19 protein-coding genes are annotated in these 19,810 nt (G+C 70.4%); 6 read left to right on the top strand and 13 right to left on the bottom strand.

Annotated elements, in window-relative coordinates; genetic code table 11:
* The 9 genes from EXE44_RS10290 to EXE44_RS10250 all read right to left on the bottom strand — a co-directional run bounded on the left by EXE44_RS10290 (position 1) and on the right by EXE44_RS10250 (position 10,292).
* Positions 1-1,260 (bottom strand): ABC transporter substrate-binding protein, encoded by a 1,260-nt coding sequence (locus EXE44_RS10290; protein ID WP_137717069.1) that lies wholly within the window; start codon positions 1,258-1,260, stop codon positions 1-3.
* A gap of 1 nt (position 1,261) precedes the next feature.
* A complete protein-coding gene (locus EXE44_RS10285; protein ID WP_137717068.1) occupies positions 1,262-2,494 on the bottom strand; it encodes an ABC transporter substrate-binding protein in 1,233 nt (410 codons plus the stop codon).
* A gap of 101 nt (positions 2,495-2,595) precedes the next feature.
* Positions 2,596-3,516: an ABC transporter ATP-binding protein gene (locus tag EXE44_RS10280; RefSeq protein WP_137717067.1), complete on the bottom strand. Its 921-nt coding sequence runs from the start codon at positions 3,514-3,516 to the stop codon at positions 2,596-2,598.
* Complete coding sequence (locus EXE44_RS10275) at positions 3,516-4,646, bottom strand: iron ABC transporter permease (protein WP_173230779.1); 1,131 nt, start codon at positions 4,644-4,646, stop codon at positions 3,516-3,518. The genes EXE44_RS10280 and EXE44_RS10275 overlap by 1 nt, the downstream gene beginning before the upstream one ends.
* Positions 4,643-5,674, bottom strand: coding sequence for an NAD(P)/FAD-dependent oxidoreductase (locus EXE44_RS10270; protein WP_137717065.1), 1,032 nt, complete (start codon positions 5,672-5,674; stop codon positions 4,643-4,645). Before EXE44_RS10270 ends, EXE44_RS10275 begins: the two co-directional genes overlap by 4 nt.
* A gap of 3 nt (positions 5,675-5,677) precedes the next feature.
* Positions 5,678-6,961 carry an ABC transporter substrate-binding protein gene (locus tag EXE44_RS10265; protein ID WP_137717064.1) on the bottom strand — a complete coding sequence of 428 codons (1,284 nt, stop codon included), beginning with the start codon at positions 6,959-6,961 and terminating at the stop codon, positions 5,678-5,680.
* Positions 6,962-6,963: 2 nt separating this feature from the next.
* Entirely contained in the window at positions 6,964-8,211 is a 1,248-nt protein-coding gene (locus tag EXE44_RS10260; protein WP_137717063.1) for an ABC transporter substrate-binding protein, read from the bottom strand.
* A 60-nt stretch (positions 8,212-8,271) separates the two neighbouring features.
* Complete coding sequence (locus EXE44_RS10255) at positions 8,272-9,270, bottom strand: HEAT repeat domain-containing protein (RefSeq protein WP_137717062.1); 999 nt, start codon at positions 9,268-9,270, stop codon at positions 8,272-8,274.
* Positions 9,271-9,377: 107 nt separating this feature from the next.
* On the bottom strand, positions 9,378-10,292 hold the full coding sequence (locus EXE44_RS10250) for a serine/threonine-protein kinase RIO2 (protein ID WP_137717061.1): 915 nt from the start codon (positions 10,290-10,292) through the stop codon (positions 9,378-9,380).
* Between the two features lie 146 nt (positions 10,293-10,438).
* On the opposite strand from EXE44_RS10250, the gene EXE44_RS10245 reads away from it, so the two are divergent.
* The 4 genes from EXE44_RS10245 to EXE44_RS10230 all read left to right on the top strand — a co-directional run bounded on the left by EXE44_RS10245 (position 10,439) and on the right by EXE44_RS10230 (position 13,654).
* Positions 10,439-11,284: a lipoate--protein ligase family protein gene (locus EXE44_RS10245; protein ID WP_137717060.1), complete on the top strand. Its 846-nt coding sequence runs from the start codon at positions 10,439-10,441 to the stop codon at positions 11,282-11,284.
* Between the two features lie 70 nt (positions 11,285-11,354).
* The gene (locus EXE44_RS10240) at positions 11,355-12,191 is read left to right on the top strand and encodes a deoxyribonuclease IV (protein WP_121561699.1); all 837 of its coding nucleotides are present in this window, start codon (positions 11,355-11,357) and stop codon (positions 12,189-12,191) included.
* Positions 12,192-12,280: 89 nt separating this feature from the next.
* Complete coding sequence (locus EXE44_RS10235) at positions 12,281-12,757, top strand: hypothetical protein (RefSeq protein ID WP_137717059.1); 477 nt, start codon at positions 12,281-12,283, stop codon at positions 12,755-12,757.
* Positions 12,758-12,820: 63 nt separating this feature from the next.
* Positions 12,821-13,654 carry a class I SAM-dependent methyltransferase gene (locus EXE44_RS10230; RefSeq protein ID WP_137717058.1) on the top strand — a complete coding sequence of 278 codons (834 nt, stop codon included), beginning with the start codon at positions 12,821-12,823 and terminating at the stop codon, positions 13,652-13,654.
* A 23-nt stretch (positions 13,655-13,677) separates the two neighbouring features.
* Here EXE44_RS10230 and EXE44_RS10225 read toward each other — a convergent pair whose 3' ends face one another.
* The 3 genes from EXE44_RS10225 to EXE44_RS10215 are packed head-to-tail and all read right to left on the bottom strand — an operon-like array spanning position 13,678 to position 16,708.
* Positions 13,678-14,322 (bottom strand): hypothetical protein, encoded by a 645-nt coding sequence (locus EXE44_RS10225; protein ID WP_137717057.1) that lies wholly within the window; start codon positions 14,320-14,322, stop codon positions 13,678-13,680.
* A 56-nt stretch (positions 14,323-14,378) separates the two neighbouring features.
* Positions 14,379-14,921 (bottom strand): Mut7-C RNAse domain-containing protein, encoded by a 543-nt coding sequence (locus tag EXE44_RS10220; RefSeq protein ID WP_137717056.1) that lies wholly within the window; start codon positions 14,919-14,921, stop codon positions 14,379-14,381.
* Positions 14,918-16,708 (bottom strand): helix-hairpin-helix domain-containing protein, encoded by a 1,791-nt coding sequence (locus EXE44_RS10215; protein ID WP_137717055.1) that lies wholly within the window; start codon positions 16,706-16,708, stop codon positions 14,918-14,920. The genes EXE44_RS10220 and EXE44_RS10215 overlap by 4 nt, the downstream gene beginning before the upstream one ends.
* A 108-nt stretch (positions 16,709-16,816) precedes the next feature.
* On the opposite strand from EXE44_RS10215, the gene EXE44_RS10210 reads away from it, so the two are divergent.
* A complete protein-coding gene (locus EXE44_RS10210; RefSeq protein ID WP_137717054.1) occupies positions 16,817-17,224 on the top strand; it encodes a DUF2237 family protein in 408 nt (135 codons plus the stop codon).
* Positions 17,225-17,271: 47 nt separating this feature from the next.
* Here EXE44_RS10210 and EXE44_RS10205 read toward each other — a convergent pair whose 3' ends face one another.
* Entirely contained in the window at positions 17,272-18,498 is a 1,227-nt protein-coding gene (locus tag EXE44_RS10205; protein ID WP_137717053.1) for an MFS transporter, read from the bottom strand.
* A gap of 613 nt (positions 18,499-19,111) precedes the next feature.
* Between EXE44_RS10205 and EXE44_RS10200 the strand changes: the two genes are divergently transcribed.
* The gene (locus EXE44_RS10200) at positions 19,112-19,531 is read left to right on the top strand and encodes a hypothetical protein (RefSeq protein WP_137695093.1); all 420 of its coding nucleotides are present in this window, start codon (positions 19,112-19,114) and stop codon (positions 19,529-19,531) included.
* Positions 19,532-19,810 lie beyond the last annotated feature (279 nt).

Raw genomic sequence — 19,810 nt, 5'->3', positions numbered from 1 at the left:
TCAGGCGTCCCCGTTGATGATGTCCGCAACGCGCTGTCGGTCGAACAGCCGCTCGCCGTCGGGGATCGCGGGGTAGGTGTCGCCGTGGTCGTAGCCGGGCCACTCGCCGAACCGCTCCGGGTACAGCTGCTTCGCGGTCATCTCCAGCTGGAACAGGTTCATGATCGGGCCCTGAACCGGGTTCCCGGACGGGTAGAACCGGTCGTTCTCGACCGCGGCAAGTTCGCTCGCGACGGGGTGGTCCGCCAGCTCCTCGCGGACCGCGCCCACGTCGTAGTAGGAGGCGATCCCGAACTGGTGGAGGATGACGTCGGGGTCGACCTCCAGCAGCGCCTCGTGGTCGTACGTCGTCTCGTAGGTGACCTCGTCGCCGGCGAAGGCATCGGGAGCGCCGAGCGGTCGGACGTGCGCGTTCGCGAACCCGGGGCCGTCGGTCCGCGAGGGGTAGTAGGTCCCGTCCATGTAGATGAGCGTCGCGACCGTTGGCCGGTCCTCGGCCGGCGGGAGGTCGCTCCGGACCGTCTCGAGCAGGTCCTCGCGGACCGCGTCGAGCGCGGCGAACCGCTCCTCCTCCCGGAAGACGGCGGCGACGCGCTCGCCGATGTCCGGGAGCGCGTAGTACTCGTACCGGTCCCGACACGGCTCCGGCGGCTGCGAGCGCCGCCGGCTGTAGATGTTCCCGAACCACGGCCCGACGTTGTCGCGGATCTCGGCGACGTCGTCCTCGGTCCACCCGTCGAAGGAGACGAACAGGCAGGGATCCGCGAGGTGGAGGTCGCTGTCGAGCTCGTAGAGCAACTCGCGGTCGACGGAGATGCCGCCGCCGGAGCCCGTGTTGAGCTGCGCGAGCCCGTCGCGGTCGAAGGAGACGCCGTCGAGGTCGGCGTAGTAGGCGTCCAGCGTGTTCCCGCCGGCGTCGGCGTCGAAGCCGAGCGAGTTGACCGCGTCACCGTGGCCGAGCGCGACGGCCAGGTCGGCGTACAGGAGGCTGTAGACCATGACGTCCTCCGGGACCGCGTCGAACGCGACTTCGCCGGCCGGAGCCATGGTCGCCGTGTAGCCGGGGTCGGCCGTCGAGCCGTTCGAGTCTCCCGTCGCGTCGGACCCTTCCGTCGCGTTCGACCCGCCGGTCGTCTCGTCGTCGGTCGCGTTCGACCCGGGGCCCTCGGAGCCGCCGGTACAGCCGGCGAGCAGGCCCCCGCCGACGACCGCGCCGCCGTACGTCAGGTAGTCGCGTCGGGTCGGAGCGTCGTCGCGCATCTCAGTAGTCCCCGTTGACGATGTCCGCGACGCGCCGGTAGTCGAACAGCCGGGCCTCGGGGTCGGAGAGGGTCTCGATCCCGTTCCACTCGCCGAAGGCGTCGGGGTAGAACTGCTTTGCGGCCGCCTCCGTCTGGAAGAGGTTGATGAGCGGCCCCTGATACGACGTGCCGCCGCGGTAGAGGCGGTCGTTCTGGACCGCGGTCAGCCGCTTGCCGACCGGGTCCTCGCGCATCGCGTCCATGCGCCGCTCGAACTCCTCGGCCGAGACGTGCGAGAAGCCGTACTGGAACAGCAGGGCGTCGGGGTCGACCTCGAGGATCTGCTCGTAGTCCCACTCGGCGTAGCCCCCCTCGATGGCGTCGTCGAAGGCCCCGCGCATCTCCACGTCCCGGTACTGCTTGTGACCGTTGCCGTCGTTGACCGGGTACGCGTAGAAGGTACCGTTCTCGAAGTCGGAGTTGACCGAGAGGAGCCCGACGGTCGGCCGCTCGGCCTGGTCGGGGAGTCGCGACTCGATGTCCGCGATCAGCCCGTCGTGGACCGACTTGAGCGCCTCGTAGCGCTCGCGCTCTTGGAACACGTCGGCGACGACCTCGAAGGCCTCGTACAGCGAGTAGTACCGGTAGTCGTGCCAGTCCTCGCCGCGGCGACGGATGGAGTTGCCGACGATCGGACCCACGTTCGTCGCCACCTCCTCGTAGTCGGCGTCCGTCCACGTGTCGTCGAGGAGGCTGATGAAGTTCGGGTCCATCAGGTGGACGTCGGCGTCCAGCTCGTAGAACGACTCCTTGTCGATCCCGCCGTCGCCCATGAGCTGGGCGACGCCGTCGAAGGAGACGTCGACGTCGGGGAGGTGGTCGAAGAACCCGAGCGGCCAGTTCTCGGTGAAGATCAGCCCCTGAAGCCCGTCGAGCTGACCGAGCGCGATGCCCATGTCGCCGTACGTGCTGAAGTACGCCATCCAGCGCTCGGGCACCGCGTCGAACGCGACCTCGCCCATCGGGGCCATCTCGACGGTGTAGCCCGCGTCGGCCGTCGACTCGGCCGCGGCGTCGTCGTCCGAGCCCGCGGTCCCGTTCGTCGCGTCGGACGTCTCGTTGCCCTCGGGCGCCGAGCCGTCGTCCGAGGTGCCCGCGCAGCCGGCGAGCACTCCCGCGCCGACGACCGCGCCGCCGTACTTCACGTAGTCTCGCCGGGTCGGCGCCCGACGCTGGCTTCGTTCGTCTGCCATATTTTTAGGCTGACCTAAAAATTGAAAAGGATTCTGATCCGTCGATTCCCGACGGAGCGCCGTGCGCCACCGACCCGGGATCGACCGCGACGGTCGCGAGCCTACTCGTCGCCGCCGTCGGCACGTGCGACGCGCTCGCTCGGGCGCTCGCGGTCGTCGTCGTGCCGGGCGCGGAGCGGTTCGATCCGGGGCCCTCGCGGCGTCCGGTCGACCGCGGCGTCGATCTCGAACACCTCGGCGAGCAGGTCCTCGGTGACGACCTCCTCCGGCGTGCCGCGGGCGCGGATCGCGCCGTCCTTGAGCGCGACCACGCGGTCGGCGACCCGCGCCGCCTGCTCGATGTCGTGGAGGACGACGACCACGGTGACCTCGCTCTCGTCCCGGAGCGTCTCGATGATCTCCATCACCTCCATCTGGTGGTGGAGGTCGAGGAACGTCGTCGGCTCGTCCAAGAGGAGCACGTCGGTGTCCTGCGCGAGCGCCATCGCGATCCACGCGAGCTGTTTCTGCCCCCCGCTCAGGCTGCCGACCTCGCGGTCCCTGAGGTGACCGCAGCCCGCCAGCTCGATGGCGCGGTCGACGGCCGCCTCGTCCTCGTCGGTCGTCGTCTCGAAGAACCCGCGGTGCGGGTAACGTCCGTGGTACACCAGGTCCTCGACGGTGATGCTGTTCGGAGACGTGCTCTCCTGCGAGAGCAGCCCCATCGTCCGTGCGAGCTCCTTCTTGTCGAACGAGCCGATCTCTCGGCCGTCGACGAGCACCGAGCCGGCGTCGGGCGCGAGCTGGTCGGCGAGCCCCTTCAGCAGCGTGCTCTTGCCGGACCCGTTCGGACCCACGAGCGCCGTCACCGCCCCGCTCGGGGCCGTGATCGACTCGCCGTCGACGACGGGCCCGTCGCTCGCGGGGTACGAGAGGACGAGGTCCTCCCCGTCGAGGCGACCGTCGGCCTCGGCGTCCCGGCCCGCGTCGGCCTCGGTCTCGGTCGGGCGCTTCGACTCGCCCGCGGTCGGTTCGAGCGCCATCAGATCTCACCCATCCGTTCCTGTCTGCGCATCAGGTAGAGGAAGTACGGTCCGCCGACGAGCCCGGTCACGATGCCGACCGGGATCTGCGCGTCGGAGCCGACGAGCACCGCCATGCCGAGGCGCGCGCCCACGTCGGCGGCGACCAGCAGGGCCGGGCCGGCGAACAGGCAGCCGATCACCAGCTTCCGGTAGTCGCTCCCGACGATGTTGCGCACCATGTGCGGGACGATCAGCCCGACGAAGCCGACGATGCCCGCCACGGCGATGCTCGCGGACGCCGCGAGCACCGCGACGCCCGAGAGGGCGAACCGGACCTTCTCGACGCTCATCCCGAGCGAACTGGCCGTGCGCTCGCCGAGCAGCAGGACGTTCAGCTGCCGGGAGCTGACCAAGGCGAGCAGCATCGCGACGGCGGTCCACGGCAGGGCCATCCGGACCTGCTCCCAGTCGGTGCCCGTCAGCGACCCAGTGGTCCAGGAGATGGCCGACTGGACGACGCCGATGTCGTCGGCGAAGAAGAACAGCGCCGTCTGGAGGCTGCTGAACACGGTCCCGACGATGACCCCCGCGAGCACGAGCCGGACGGGCGAGGTGCCGTTCTTCCACGCGATGGCGTAGACGACGAGGAACGCGACCGCGCCGCCGACCGAGGCGATGAGCGGGAGGAACGCCGCCAGCCCCGAGAACACGACGAGCGTCAGCAGGATCATCAGGCCCGCGCCGGAGGAGACGCCGAGGATGAACGGGCTCGCCAGCTCGTTGCGCGTGACGGCCTGGAAGATGGCGCCGGAGACGGCGAGGTTCATCCCCACGAGCATCGCGACGAACACCCGCGGCAGCCGGATGTTCCAGACGATGAGGCTCTGTTTCCCCATCTCCGGGAGCTCGGCCCCGAGGAGGAACGCTCGCCACGCCTGCGCGTCGAAGACGACGCGGGGGTCGAACACCGCCTGCCACGCGTCGACGATCGTCATCGAGAACGCGCCGAAGCTCACCTGGGCGAGCCCGCCGAGGACGACGACCGCGAGGCTCGCCGCACACAGCGTGAACAGCGAGCCGTCGAACCAGCCGAACCACTGCTCGCGCCAGCCGGCCGCCCCGGCGGAGGTTCCCGTCGCCACGGTCAGGATCCCCCCCGCGTCGCGCCGAGTTCGGCGGCGCGGTCCCGAACGCTGTCCTCGTCGACCGCATCGAGCAGCGTCTCGTCGTCGACGCCGTCGAGTAGCGTTTCGGTGTCGACGGCGTCCAGCAGCGTTTCGGCGTCGAGGGCCCCGGCCACTCGGTCCGCGTCGAGGTGCGACGCGAGCGCGGCCTGCCCCTCGGCGGCGCGCTCCTCGATCTCGTCCGGCTCGACGTACGACGACAGCGACTCGTCGATGGCCGCGGCGCGGACGCGCCGGTAGCGGTCGGAGTCGGTGTCGACGGGCGCGTCGTCGCCGTAGTGGTCGTCGAACCACTCGGTCCACCGGTCGCGGTCGTTCCACTCGTCGTCGAGTTCGGCCTCTCGGCGCACCCAGTCGACGCCGTCCGCGACCGCTTCCCACCAGCCGTCGTCGATCCGGGCGTCGGCGATGACGCGGTGGGCGACGCGGGCGCCGCGGCCGGCGGCCATGATCGCCTGCGTGTCGGCCTCCTCCGAGGGCGAGGCGACGTAGAGCCCGTCGACGGGCGTCGTCCCGTCGTGTGCGGCGTACTCGCGGTCGAACCAGTCGTGCTCCTCGCCGCCCTCCTCGTACGTCTCGAACATCGCCGCGCCGTCGTCGAGCCCGCGCAGGTACGAGCCGTCGTAGCGCGTCGCCGCGATCACGCGGCGAGCGGTGACCGGGTCGCCCTCCTGCGGAGTGACGACGAAGCCCTCGCCGTCGTCGGCGCGGTCGACCGACTCGACGAGGTCGGAGTCGATCTCGCAGCCGGCGGTCTCGGCGTGGTCGTGGATCAGCCCGTACAGCGTCTCGATGTCGATCCCGGCCGGGAAGCCGAGGTAGTTTTCGAGGTGCGCGCAGCGCTTGAGCGACGACCGGCCGCGGTCGAAGACGACCGTGTCGAGCCCCTCGCGGGCGCAGAACACGGCCGCGGAGCAGCCGGCCGGGCCGCCGCCGACGACGGCCACGTCGCGGTCGCAGTCGTGTGTCGCTTCGGGATCGGTGGTGCTCATCGGTCAGATGTCGCCGTTGACGATGTCCGCGACGCGCTGGTGGTCGAACAGCTGTTCGTTCTCGGGCACGTCGAGTGGCGCCTCCGTGTCGACTTCGCCGAACTCCTCGGGGTAGAACAGCCGGGCCGTGAGCTCCGTCTGGAAGGCGTTGACCAGCGGGCCCTGCTCGGCGGTCGGACCGGGCACGACGCGCCCCTCTTCGACCGCAGTGAGTTGGCTCCCGACCTCGTCGTTTTCCATCGGCGCGACGAACTTCTCACGGAACCGCTCGGCGTCGAACGCCCCGTCACCGCCGAAGGTGACCGACCCCGTGGTGACGCCCCAGTGGACGACGATGACATCCGGGTCCACTTCGAGCAGCGTCTCGTAGTCCGTCTTGCCGTACTGGCCGGTCTCGACGCCGGCGAAGGCGTCAGCGCCGACGAGTCCGAGGTCTCGGTAGGGCTTCATCTCGTAGCCGTTGTCCTCCAGATACAGCGCGTAGAACTCGCCGTTCTCGGGCGAGGAGCCGGAGTTTATCAGGCCGATGGACGGTGTCTCGCCGTCGTCGGGGAGCCGCGATTCGACCTCGGACTGGAGGTCCTCGTGGAGGTCGAGCCACGCCTCGGTCCGGGCCCGTTCGTCGAGCACAGTTCCGACCTTCTCGAACGCCTCCAACATCGACGGGGCCCGTTCGGGGTAGCCCATCTCCTGTTGCCAGTCGCTTCTGATGCGACGGTTGTGGCAGCCGAAGAACGGCCCGACGTTCGATTCGATCTCCTCGACGTCGGAGTCGTCCCAGTTGTCGTCCCAGGCCTGGATCAGGTTGGGGTCGATGAGGAACGCGTCTGGGTCGTGTTCGTAGAGTACCTCCTTGGGGATCCCGCCGTCCTGCCACAGCGGTGGCCAGTCGTTGTCGTAGTCGATGTCGAGCCGGTCGTAGAAGAGCGTGGGCGCGCTCAGTCGGTTCGTCTGGAGTTTGTCCGCCTGACCGAGCGAGACCACCATGTCGGCCCACCCCATGTTGTACGTCGTGACCGCCTCCGGGACCGACTCGAACTCCACCTCGCCGACGGGGAACATCTCGACCGAGTACGAGCCGTCCTCGGCCGTGTCCGCCGACCCGTCGTCGGTCGAGGACCCCGTCTCGTTCGTCGAGCCCGTCTCGGTGCCGTTCGAGTCCGGCGTCGAACCGGACTTGGATCGGCCCGCGCAGCCGGCGAGCAGGCCGCCGCCGACCACCGCGCCGCCGTACTTGACGTAGTCGCGTCGGCTCGGTGCCGTCGTGTCGGTGTCGTCGTCGGTCATGATTAGAACTCTCCGTTGACGATGTCCGCGACGCGCTGCGGGTCGAACATCTCACCGAGTCCGCCGGTGTTTCCGGGTTCCGGCGGCTCGCCGAACAGGTCGGGGTAGATCTGTTTCGCGGTGAGTTCGATCTGGAAGATGTTGATGATCGGTCCCTGGAACGCGTCGCCGCTCGCGTAGAGGCGGTCGTTCTCGACCGCGGTGAGTTCCTTCCCGACCGGGTGCTCGTCGAGGGCGAAGAACGCCTCCGTCGCCCCGTCCGGATTCTGCCAGTCCGAGAAGTGGAGGAGCACGTCGGGGTCGGCGTCGAGCATCGCTTCCATGTCGATGAGCGCGCTGTCGGACCAGCCGCTCCGGGGACCGCTGTCGAACTCGGAGAGCGCGTCGTTCGCCCGCAGCGGCCGGGTGTGCGCGTTCTGGAATCCCGGCTCATTCAGGTGGTACACCCAGAAGGATTCCTTCTTCTGATCGTACCAGACGACGCCGACCTCGGGCCGCTCCGACTTCGGCGGGAGGTCCGCCCGGATGTCCGCGACCATCTCGTCGCGGACGGCCTTCAGCTCTGCCCCGCGCTCCGGCACCTGATACGCCTGCGCGTACTTGTCGACCAGTTCCCAGATGGTGTAGAACTGGTAGTCGGACGCGCTGTCGGGCGCGATGTTCGTCCGGCTGTGGTAGTTGGCGAAGAACGGGGCGATGTTGGACTCGATCTCGTCGAAGTCGGACTCGTCGAACGAGGACCAGCCGCTCATCCACACCGGGTCGATGTGGTGAACGTCGCTGTCGAGCTCGTAGAACACTTCCTTGTCGACGCCGTCGTCGTAGAGCTTCGTCAGGGCGCCCGTGTCGAGGGAGACGCCCGGGAGCTCGTCGTAGTACTGCGCGCTGTAGTTCTCGGGGAAGCCCAGCGACGAGATGACGTCGGACTGGCCGAGCGAGACGAGAATGTCGGCGTCGTGGTTGGAGTACACGGCCGCCGTCTCCGGGACCGCGTCGAACTCCACCGTACCGGCCGGCGACATCGTCACCGAGTACCCGGTGTCCTCGGTCGACTCCTCGGCGCTCGTCGCCCCGCCGTCGTCCCCCTCCGTCGTCTCGTTTTCCGTCTCCGGGTCGTCGTCCGTCGGCCCCGACGAACTTCCGGCGTCGGACGTACAGCCGGCGAGCAGGCCGCCGACCCCGACGGCGGCGCCGTACTTGACGTAGTCCCGTCGAGACGATTCCAGCCGGTCAGGCCGTTCATCTGCCATACGTTTTAGGCTCGCCTAACTATTCAAAAGAGTTCCGAATCTTTAGGCTGACCAAAATTGTCAGCGAGGCGTCCCGCAGCGCGGGCACATCGGCGGGCCGCCGTCGGCGAAGTCGAGGCCGCAGTGCGGGCAGGCGCCGTCGTCGGGGGCCGTCATCGCCGCAACCGCGTCGGCCGTCCCCTCGCGGACCGACTCGACGGTGCCGACGCCGGACACCGGATCTGCCGCCGGATCGGCCAGTCGGCGCCGGCAGAACTCCGCGCGGTCGAGTAGGAAGGACGGCGCCGCGTCGGCGTCGACCTCGTCGAGCGCCTCGTCCACGTCGACGCGTTCGCCCGGCGACTCGGTTCCGGCGAGCAGGCCGAGCGCCTCGGCGGCGCGGCCCCTAACGTACGCGCTCTCGTCGCGGAGGCGCTCGCCGAGGGCGGCCTCGGCGGCCGTCAGCCGCTCGGGGTGTTCACAGCCTATGGCGACCAGCGCGGTACAGAGGTGGTAGCGCACGAGCTCGTCGTCGGCGTCGAGGTGCTCGGCGAGCGAGTCGACGTGGTGGCGGAGTCGACCGGGGTCACCGAGCGCGACGTGCGCCAGCGCCTTCGCGAGCTTCTCTTTCACCTCCGGTTCGTCGAACTCCAGTCCGACGCGGAGGTCGGCCAGCGTCGCCGGGTCCGCGACCGCCTCGGGCGACTCGACGGCGACGTACCCGAGCGCCTCGGCGCAGCGGGCCCGGACGTAGTAGAACTCCGCGTCGTCCGCTAGCCGCGCCCCGAGCGAATCGACGGCGGGGGTCACGGCCTCCGGGGCCGTCCGCGCGAGCGCGACGAACAGCTTCGCGGCCGTCAGCCGAACCGCCCGGTCGTCGTCGGTCAGGAACGAGGTCAGCGGCTCGGCGGCCGCCTCACCGAGGCGGGTCCCGTCGTCGACCGCGTCTCTGACGGCGCGCAGCGCGCGCTTCCGAGTCTCGACGTCGACCCCCTCGAGGCGCGCGACGGCCGCGACGACCGCCTCGGCGTCTCCCTCGGTAATCCGGGCGGCGAGGCGGTCGGGGTCCGAGTCCTCCATGAGCTGTTCGGGAGTCTCGCGAGCGACCGGTTTCAACGCGGTGGTTCCGCGTCGGGCGGGACCGTCGTCGTACTGCCCGATAGAAATTGTATATCGCGCTATCCGATTTATCGGTCGTCGAACGCTCGGACGCTGTCGAACGAGCCGTCGGCGATAGCGGCGGCGATACCGTCGATATCGGCCTCTCGGGGCACTTCGTGGGGATACTTGCGAGCGAAGTACCGCGTGAGGTTCTCGACGTCGCGTTTCAGGAAGTCGCGCGCGTTCTCGTGGTCGACGGGCACGGCCTGCGGCCAGTCGAAGATGGTCACGCCGCTCTCCGCGACGGCGACGTTGTGCTCGGACGCGTCGGCGTGGACCCAGCCCAGGTCGTGTGCGGTCGTCAGCTCCCGGAGGATCAGATCGAGGACCCCGACCGCCTGCTCCGGGTCGAGCTTCGCGCGCGACAGCTCCACGCCCGGGAACTTCTCCATCACGATGGCGTGCCGGTTGTGATCGACCGGCCGCGGGACGCTCACGTCGGGGTACAGTTCCTCCATCGCCTCGTACTCGCGTTCGGCCGCCTTGCGCGCGGTGTAGAGCCACGAGACGTGGTCGCGGTCGGCGGTGTACTCGCGCTCGCGGTTCACCTCGCGGAAGTTGGTGTACCCCTCGCGGTGGTACTTCAGGGCGAGCGGCCGGAACGACTGCGCCTCGTACACGTCGCCCTCCTTGCCGAGCCCCAGGGGCGACCCCACGCCGTCGATGGTCTCGCGCTCGGCGAACGTCCGCAGCGCCAGAGCGTCGTACCCCTCGAAGGTGAGCTGGTACCCCTCGTACTGGATCGTCTTCCGCTCGATCAGCTCCCGGTCGAGACACCGGTCGATCCGGTAGTCGACCTCCTCGCGCGTCAGGTCCGCGTAGTCGGGGAGCTTGTCGCGGCGCACCCACTCCGAGAAGCGCATCCCCTGCTCGACGCCCGAGAGGAGGTAGAAGTCCTCGGGGTCGAGCTCCGCCATGTCGCCGGCGACGTTTCGCACCATACGCGCCCCTACTCCGGCGATTCCTAAAAGGGACGCGCGTTCGGGATCGGTGGCCGATAAATCGCATACTGCGATAGCAAATCCGTATCTCGCCGCTCGCGACGCCGAGCGCAACCGCTTTCGGAGCGGCGCCCCACGGGAGCGGTATGACCGCGCCCGCCGTCGACTGGCGGCTGATCCGCGAGGAGGCCCGCCCCGGCCCGATGCAGATGGCGTTAGACGAGGTCGCCGCCGAGACCGCCGCGGCGGGAGGGCCCGCCACGCTCCGCGCCTACCGCTGGGAGCCGAGCTGTCTCACCCTCGGGCGCCACCAGGAGCCGGAGACGGTCGACTGGGGCTTCTGCGAGCGCGAGGGGATCGACGTGACCCGCCGGCAGACGGGCGGGGGCGGGATCTACCACGACGGCCGCGGGGACGTGGCGTACTCGATCGCGGTCCCCGCGGACGACGTGCCGGGCGAACTGCTCGACTGCTACCACCTGCTGTGCGAGCCCGTCCTCGACGCGTTCGACCGGCTCGGGATCGACGCCGACTACGTCGAGGGTCCGCTGCCGGAGCTGTACCACCCGGCGTGTTACCTCCGCGAGCTTCACCCGGCCCACGACGTGGTTGCCGACGACGGCCGCGCCGGTCCGCGCAAGATCGCCGGCAACGCGCAGTACCGCAAGCGCGAGGCGGTGATCCAGCACGGGTCGCTGACGTTCTCGGCGGAGGCGGACCGCCACCTGGGCGTCTTCGACGGCTCCCCGGTGACTCCCGAAGGGTTCCGGGAGCGCGTGGTCGGGATGGACGAACTGGTCGACGTCGACCGGGCCGACGCGGTCGCGGCCGTCGAGGCGGCGCTGGCGGACTGGGCGGGAGGAGCGCCCGACGCGACCGTGGAGACGGAGGGCTCGTGGACGGACGCGGAGCTGGAGCGGGCCGAGGAGCTCGTCGCGGAGAAGTACCGCGACGAGGGGTGGGTCCGAACGCGCCCCGGCGGCGGGGCGTAGCGGCCTCGGCAGGCGGAGCGGGGATTCCCGGTTCCGAAGGGGCTTTTTCGGCCGCCTCCGTGTAGCCGGTATGAGCCTCAAGGTCGGCGCGCACGTCTCCATCGCGGGCGGCGTGGACAACGCCGTGGCGAACCAGGTCGAGGTCGGTGGCAACTGCGGACAGATATTCACCCACTCGCCGCAGGTGTGGCAGGACCCGGACATCGGCGACGACGAGGCCGAGCGGTTCCGCGAGGGGACCGAGCGCGACCTGGAGGGACCGTGGGTGATCCACACCTCCTACCTCGTGAACCTCTGTACGCCGAAGGAGGGGCTCCGGGAGAAGTCGCTCGACTCGATGCAAAAGGAGGTCGACGCGGCCGACAAGCTGGGCATCCCGTACGTCAACGTCCACCTCGGCGCGCACACGGGCGCCGGGGTCGAGGGCGGCCTCGACAACGCCGCGTCGGTGATCGACGACCTCGACGTGCCCGACGGCGTCACGGTCCTGATCGAGAGCGACGCGGGCGCGGGGACGAAGCTCGGCGGCGAGTTCGAGCACCTCGCGGGGATCATCGACCGCACGGAGACCGACATCGACGTCTGCGTCGACACGGCCCACGCGTTCGCGGCGGGCTACGACCTCTCGACGCCCGAGGCGGTCGACGAGACGGTCGCGGAGTTCGACGACGTGGTCGGGTTAGAGCACCTGAAGTACATTCACCTCAACGACTCGAAACACGAGTGCGGCACCAACAAGGACGAACACGCCCACATCGGCGAGGGGCACATCGGCGAGGCGGGGATGGAGCGGATCCTCAACCACCCCGATCTGGTCGACGTGCCGCTGGCCTTGGAGACGCCGACGGAGGACGGGAAGAGCTTCGCGTGGAACATCGACCGGGTGCGGGAGCTGCGTCACGACTGAGACGGGCTCTGCGACGCCGAGCGCCGTCGGCTCCGAGGACGCCGTCCGTCCGACGCGGTTTTAAGTGACCTCGCGATCGATCCACGGACATGCCCACCACGAAGGCGTTGCTGTTGGGACGCCGCCGCGGCCGCGCGGTCGGACTGGTGGTCGGGTTCGCCGGCGCCGTGGCGCTCGCGCTCGTCGCCGCGTTCCTCGCCGAGTCGGCGGGGGTGACGACGGCGAGCGCCCTGACCGACCGGCTCCTGCCGCTGCTGGTGTTCTACGCGCCCGGGCCGCTGGCCGCCGCCGGCGCGTACGCGCGGTGCGGGGGCCCGGCGTGCCTGACCGTCGGCGTCGTGCCGGCGGCCGTCCTCGGCGGGTTCGTCCTCCTCGGGACGGTGGTCGGCGTCCCCGGGATCAACGGGGGGAACCCGGCGATCGGCGACGTGACGGTGAGCTTCGCCGCGGTCGGGGTGACCAGCGCGTTCGTCGGCTACTGCGCCGGCGTGACCGCCGTCCTCGCCGCCGACCTGCTCGGGGTCGGGTCCGGTAGCGGGAACAGCGAAAGCGGCGACGCGGAGTGAGGACGCGGGGTCGCACGCGACCGATCTCCTGACGTTTATTTCCGCCCGCCGCGAAGCGGGCCCGTGCGACGCTTCTCCGCAGAGTACCTCGAACACACCCGCCGCGGGATGTGGGACGACGGCCGCGACGCGCTCGCGGACCTGGACCTGGGGAGCCGCGAGCGCGTCCTCGACGTGGGCTGCGGCACGGGGGAGCTGACCCGCGTGCTGGCCGCGGAGGCGGACGCGGCGGGCGACGCGGACGCGACCGTGATCGGCGTCGACGCCGACCGCGACCTCCTCGGGGTCGCCCGCGAGGAGAGCAACGGGCGGATCGGCTACCTAGCGGGGGACGCGACGCGGCTCCCGGTCGGGGACGACGCGGTCGATCTGGCGGCCTGTCAGGCCCTCCTGATCAACCTCCCGGACCCGACAGCGGCGGTCCGCGAACTGGCCCGCGTCTCGAGCGACCTCGTCGCCGCGGTCGAGCCCGACAACGCTGACGTGCGAGTGGCCTCGACGGTCGACGCCGAGGAGCGCTTAGAGCGTGAGGCCCGCGAGGCGTACGTCGACGGCGTGGACACCGACGTCGCGCTCGGCGACCGCGTGCGCGAGGCGTTCGACGCGGCCGGGCTGACGGACGTGCGCACCCGGCGGTACGTTCACGAGAAGCGGACCGAGCCGCCGTACGCCGAGGCCGCGCTCCGGTCGGCGGCGCGGAAGGCCTCCGGCGCGGGCCTGGCCGACCACCGCGAGGAGCTGGTCGCCGCGACATCGGAGGCGGCCTACGACGACCTCCGGGGGCGCTGGCGCGAGATGGGCCGCGAGGTCGTCGACGCCATCGGCGCCGAGGAGTACGAGCGCGTCGAGTACGTCCCCTTCGACGTGACCGTGGGGCGCGTGCCGGACGGCGGCTGACCCCCGTTTCCCCGGGAGCCGGTTCAGACCATGTCGCCGCGCACGGACGCCCCCTCCTGTTCGGCGCGCTGCCGTTTGAGCACGTCCGCGGCCGCGTTCGCGGCGTCCTCGTCGGCGCCGAGCATCCCGAGCGCGGCGGGCAGCGTCGGCATCGCCAGCGAGGCCTCGCGGAGGCGGTCGAACGCCTCGTCGTCGTGCTCCCCGTCGACCCACAGGCAGACCCCGCGGGGGTCGAGCACCTCCTCGTAGGCGTCGCGGGCGAGCGCGCCCTTCAGCCGCTGGCGGACGTTGTCCTCGAAGCCCGCGTTACACACTTCGAGGTGGATCGGCTCGTCGTCCTCCACGAGTTCGGCCGCGAGACACTTCTCGGGCGCCGCGTAGCCGTTGTCGCTCGTCCGGACGCGGTCGGGGTTCGCCTCGGCCCAGTCGGCGTCGACCGTGGTGCCGACGCCCTTCACGCCGTACTCGGCCTCGAAGGCGGCGGCCGCGTCGCCGTCGCCGCCCATGATCACGTCCTTCGTGAGGTAGACGTCGAGCCGGTCGACCGGGTCGAGCCCGAGCGCCACGTCGCCGAACGCCCACACCTCGCGGACGGGCACCGGCATCGGCTCGCGCTCGACGCGGTCGACGAGCGACTCCAAGCGGTCGACGGCCCGTTCGCGTTCCATTACCGACCGGTACGCGGCGGGCGGGCAAACCGGTTACGCTCGGGCCGCCGGGCGGGTCAGAGCCCGTCCAGCCGCGCCGCGGCGTCGTCCCAGTGGCCGCCCTTCCAGAACCACTGCCCGCACTCGGCACAGCGCCATCCGGGTCGGTCGCTCCCCACGTCGTCGGGGACGTAGTCGGGACGGTCGGTCGGAGCACGGTTCGCCTCGGGGTCGACGCGCTCGACGGGACCGTTACACGAGCCGCACCGGGAGGGCTCGTCGGCGAGTTCGACGGCGAATCCCGCCGCGTCGAACTCGCGGAGCTGGTCGAGCACGTCGCGCTCGGCGAGGAGGACGGCCTCGGGGGAGCCGTCCGCCGCGTCGGCCCGCGCCGCGAGTTCGCGGTCGCGGGTGACCAGGGTCCGCCCCTCGTCGGCTGCGAGGTCGAGGAGCCGGTCGTCGGCCTCGACGCCGCGGTCGAGCGCGTAGGCGGCGTCGTAGCCGCACAGGCGCAGGTAGGTGGCCAGCTTCCCGCACATGACGTCGAGCAGGACCGGCGGGTTCCCCCCGGTGGTGGGGCCCGGACCGTCGGGCGCGTCGCCGCCGTCGCCGCTCGTCATTCGAGCAGGAACGAGCGGACCCCGTTGAGCGAGCGGGCGTTGAGCACGTCGGCGGCACGCGCCCACCCCCGCCGGGCGGTGTGGATCCCGTAGCGCGCGTTGTCGAGCTCGCGCGGGGCGTGCGCGTCCGTGTTGACGGCGATCGTCGCGCCCGCCTCGATGGCGGCCCGGACGAACTCCCCGTCGGCGTCGAGCCGGGCGGGGTTCGCGTTCACCTCGATCGCGGTGCCGGCCGCCGACGCGGCCGTCGCGATCGCCTCCACGTCCGGGTCGAGCCCCGGCCGCTCGTTGATGAGGCGGCCGGTTGGGTGGCCCAGCACGTCGACGTGGGGGTGTTCGACCGCGTTGACCAGCCGCTCGGTGGCCGCCTCGCGGTCCTGTCCCAGGGCGGCGTGCGGCGACGCGACCACCAGGTCGAGCGCGGCGAGGGTCTCGTCGTCCGTCGAGAGCCCGCCGTCGGCGTCGATGTTGGCCTCGATCCCGTGGAAGATCGGGATTCCGACCTCGTCGGCCGCCTCGGCGACCGCCGCCGCCTGCTCCTCGATGTCGGACTCGTCGAGGCCGACGCCGCCGACCATCCCTGGCCCGGTCGCGTGGTCGGTGACGACGTGGTAGTCGTACCCGCGCTCGTCGGCCGCCCGCGCCATCTCCGCGATCGAGAAGCCGCCGTCGGACCAGTCGGTGTGGGTGTGGAGGTCGCCGCGGAGCTCGCCCTCGCCGATGAGGGGCGGGAGCCGGTGCTCGGCGGCCGCGTCGACCTCGCCGCGGTCCTCGCGCAGTTCGGGCGGGACCGGCTCCATGTCGAGCGCGCGGTACACCTCGTCCTCGCTCTCGCCGGCGACGCGCTCGCCGGCGCGGGTCGAGTCGGCCTCGGCGGCGTCTCCGCCGTCGTCCGCGTCGGCGGCGGGGTCCTCGTCGAGGTCGCTCACGTCGAAGAGCCCGTACTCGTTCAGCTTGAGCCCGCGGTCGATCGCCCGGTTGCGGACGGCGACGTTGTGCGCCCGCGACCCGGTGAAGTACTGGAGCGCGGCGCCGAACTCGTCGGGGTCGACGACCCGGAGGTCGACGCGGGTGCCGTCGGCGCGCACGCTCGCCTTTCCGGTGCCCGCCTCGATCGTCGCGTCCGCGGCGTCCCAGTCGGTGAACGCCTCGACGATCGGCTCGCGCTCCTCGCTGGCGACGAGCAGGTCCACGTCGCCGATCGTCGGCTTCCAGCGCCGGATCGAGCCGCACACCTCGACCGCCTCGACGGCGTCGCGGTCGGCGAGGTACCCGAGCGCGTCGTCCGCGACGGGCCGGGCGTCGCCGAGGCGCGTGCGCTCGCGGGCCTCCCGCGCGAACGGGACGTTCTCGAGGATGTTCTCCTCCGTCTTGGCGCCGAACCCGGACACTTCCTGGATCTCGCCGGCCTCCGCGGCGGCCTCGAGCTCGTCGAGGTCGGAGATGCCGAGCGCGTCGTACAGCGAGCCGACCGTCTTGGGGCCGACGCCCTCGACCGCGGTCAGCCCGGCCATGTCGACCGGCAGCTCCTCGCGGAGCTCGGTCAGCTCCTCGATCTCGCCGGTCTCGACGTACTCGACGATCTTCGCGGCGATGGCGTCGCCGACACGGTCGATCTCGGCGACCGCGTCCTCGCCCTCGGCCGCGAGCCCCTCGATCGGCGCGGGGTGGTCGCGGACGTTCTCGGCCGCCCGTCGGTAGGCGGTCGGCTTGTACTCGACGCCCGTCGCCTCGAGGAGGTCGGCGAACTCCTCCAAGCGGGTCGCGACCTCGTCGTTCCGGCTCATGCCGCGACCGTTCGACGGCGCGGCACTTATACGGCCGGCCGAACGCCCGACGGCCGCCGGGCGGCGACCCGCCGGTCGCTTATCCCGTCGGCGGCCGAACACCGTTCCATGTCGACCGACGACTCCGACGAGCGCAACGTCTTCGGCGGCGACTTGGCCCCCTGCGGCGGCGAGCCGACGACCGGCTACCGCCGCGACGGGTACTGCCGCGACGTCGACGGCGACGTGGGCGAACACACGCTCTGTGCGGTCGTCACGGCCGATTTCCTCCGGTACAGCCGCGACCGCGGCAACGACCTGATCGCGCCGCGCCCCGAGTTCGACTTCCCCGGGCTGGAGCCGGGCGACCGCTGGTGCCTCTGCGTCGGTCGCTGGACGGAGGCGGCCGGGGCGGGGGTCGCGCCGCCGGTCGTCCTCGAGGCCACGAACGAGTCCGTGCTGCGCGCGGTCGACGCCGACCGGCTCCGCGAGCACGAGTTCGACCCGGAGACGTTCGATCCCGGGAGCCTCGACTGAGTGCCGCGGGCGCGGTCAGGGACCCGATCAAGGGCCCGGCGGGCGCCTTACTCCGTCACCCAGAGCCCGGCGGCGACGATCGCCGCGAGCCCCATCGACCCGGCGAGGAGGGCGAACGCCGGCCGGAACCCGACCGCGTCGGCGACGACGCCGACCGCGCTCGGCGCGAGGGCGCCGGCGCCCATCAGCAGCGTCCGGACGACGCCGAGCCCGCCGCCCGCCAGCCGCTCCGGGAGCAGTTCCATCAGGTAGGCGCTGCGCACCGGCTGGAACCCGTGCGAGCCGAAGCCGAAGAGGGCGACGGCGACCGCGGCCGCGACGGCGCCGGCACCGAGGCTCGGCAGCGAGACGAGCGCGACCAGCGCCGCCGCCGCCAGCCCGAGCGCCGCGACCATCACCGGGAAGCGGCCGACGCGGTCGGAGAGGTCGCCGGTGACCAGCTGGACGAACGTCACCGCGAACACGAGCGAGTACAGGAGGTTCGCGGTCGCGGCCGCGAGGCCCGCGGCCTCAGAGAGGTACAGCGGGAGGAACGCGACCAGCCCGTTGTGCGCGAACGAGAACCCGACGGTCACCAGCACGAACGCCGAGAAGCGCGGGTTCCGGAACAGCCGGAGGTACTCGCCCGCGCCGGGCGAGTCGCCGTCGCTCGCGGTCGCGCCGGTCGCCGCCGGCGACCCGGAGAGGCGGACCGCGGTGGCGACCGCGAGCCCGACCGCGAGGAGGCCCGTGAGGAGGAACGGCGCGCGCCAGTCGGCGCCGGGGAGCCGCGCGAGGACGGCCGCGAGCGCGGGCGGCGCCGAGAGGACGGCGACGACGACCGCGGGCGCGGCGACGCCGCCCATCGCGCCGAGCGTGTCGTGTGCGCCGAGCATCCGCCCGGTGCGGGCGGGGTAGACGCGGGCGATCAGCCGCACCGAGACGGTCTTGTGGACGCCGGTGCCGGCCCCGATGACGAGCATCGCGGCGACCAGCGCGGCGAAGGGCGCGTCGACGACGACCGCGAGCGACCCCGCGCCGGCGACGAGCGCGCCCGCGACGATCACCCGGACCGGTCCGAGCCGGTCGGCGACCGCGCCGCTCGGGAACTGGAGGAGGGCGTACACGATCATGAATCCCGTGAACGCGGTCCCGACGACGGCGTTGCTCACGCCGTAGGCGCCCTGGATCGACTCGAACAGCGGGGGGAAGAGGTAGCGGACGAACTTCCCGAGGAACCAGACGAGCGAGACGAGGATCAGGGCGTCGTACTCGCCGATCCGGTCTCGGTTCATCGGGGGAGGGTAGCCCGGTCACCCGTATAAAGGGCCTGAAGCGCTCGGGGGCTGCCGGTACAGGTCGATCTCGTCATCTCCATTTTCCCCGGTGGCGCGTGCCTGCGAGCGGCCGTCCTCGGCGGCCGCGAGTCAGCACGCGCGAGGGAGTCGCTGGCTCCCGAAGCGAAGCGGAGGGTGCCAGCGACGAGGCTGGGGAGGCGTGAGGTGCCGTGCGGTCGCGGGCGGGGAGGGACTCAAAGGGGCAGCCGCGAGGGCGGCGCAGGCGACGTAAGCACCACAGCGAGTGAGCGGAGCGAACGAGCGAGGAGCGCAGCGAGCGTGTGCCGCCCTCGCGGCTGGGACTTTGGAGGTGTTCGCCGTCGGTCCGCAATCAACTATTTATATATAAACAGCTGGCTTTGGAGGCGTTCTCCGTCGATCCGCAATCAGCTATTTGTCTCTGTTGAAATCCCATTCTACAGACATGTTCTCGCCTGAAAGGGCTGGTCGCTGAAGAGTGCTTATTGAACCCGGCCATAGAGTACCTGCTCGTTTTGGGTACTATCTATATGTCCAATTTCCCGCGACCTTCTCGATGAAACCTTATACAACCAGAGAACCGTCATGGTCCATGGACTCGCGGTTAGAATCGCTTCTTCTTGGGAAGTCGTTGAACCTATCGCTTCGGTATCTCGGCTACTCGGTCATTCTCATGGCCGTGTTCTTCGGTCAACTCTATCTTGTCGGAAGTTCCGGTATGGGAAACTCATTTCTTGGAGCCACGGTATCAGCGATTATTCTGGCAGGGATACACACGTATCGCAACGCCGGAATACTCGTGAGTATCGCCGTCGCCGTGATCGTCATAAGCGGCTCTGCCCTGTATAGTGTCATCTCGCTCAATAACCCTCAACCTGACTATGGACTTTTAACCGGCGTGGGGGGAGCAATGTTATATGGCGTCCCAATAGGGATTGTATCCTCCACTGTTGCGTTTGCTTTACGGCGATTTGGCCCGAGCCAATCAGGTGTCGTATCTGAGGAAAAATAGGAATATAACGACTCCTCCACTGAGTAAACCCCAGAAACCTTCAGTGGTTCACCTGTATTGACCGCAAGCGGGTCAGAATGTGTCACCTATTGAGGATTTCAACAGAGCCAGCCATTTATAACCGGGTAGATAGGTGCCTGAAAAAATCCGCCGTCACCAGCGAGAGCAACGGTCGATAACCGATTCGCGGACGAGATACTATTTAAAACGGCCCCTTGCCGCCACCCATCATGTCGCCGAGGCCGCCGCCCTCGCCGCCCATCTTCTTCATCATGCGCT

The organism is Halorubrum sp. SS7, assembly GCF_005435055.1.
Taxonomy (GTDB): domain Archaea; phylum Halobacteriota; class Halobacteria; order Halobacteriales; family Haloferacaceae; genus Halorubrum; species Halorubrum salinarum.
This window is presented reverse-complemented; position numbering and strand designations above follow the sequence as displayed.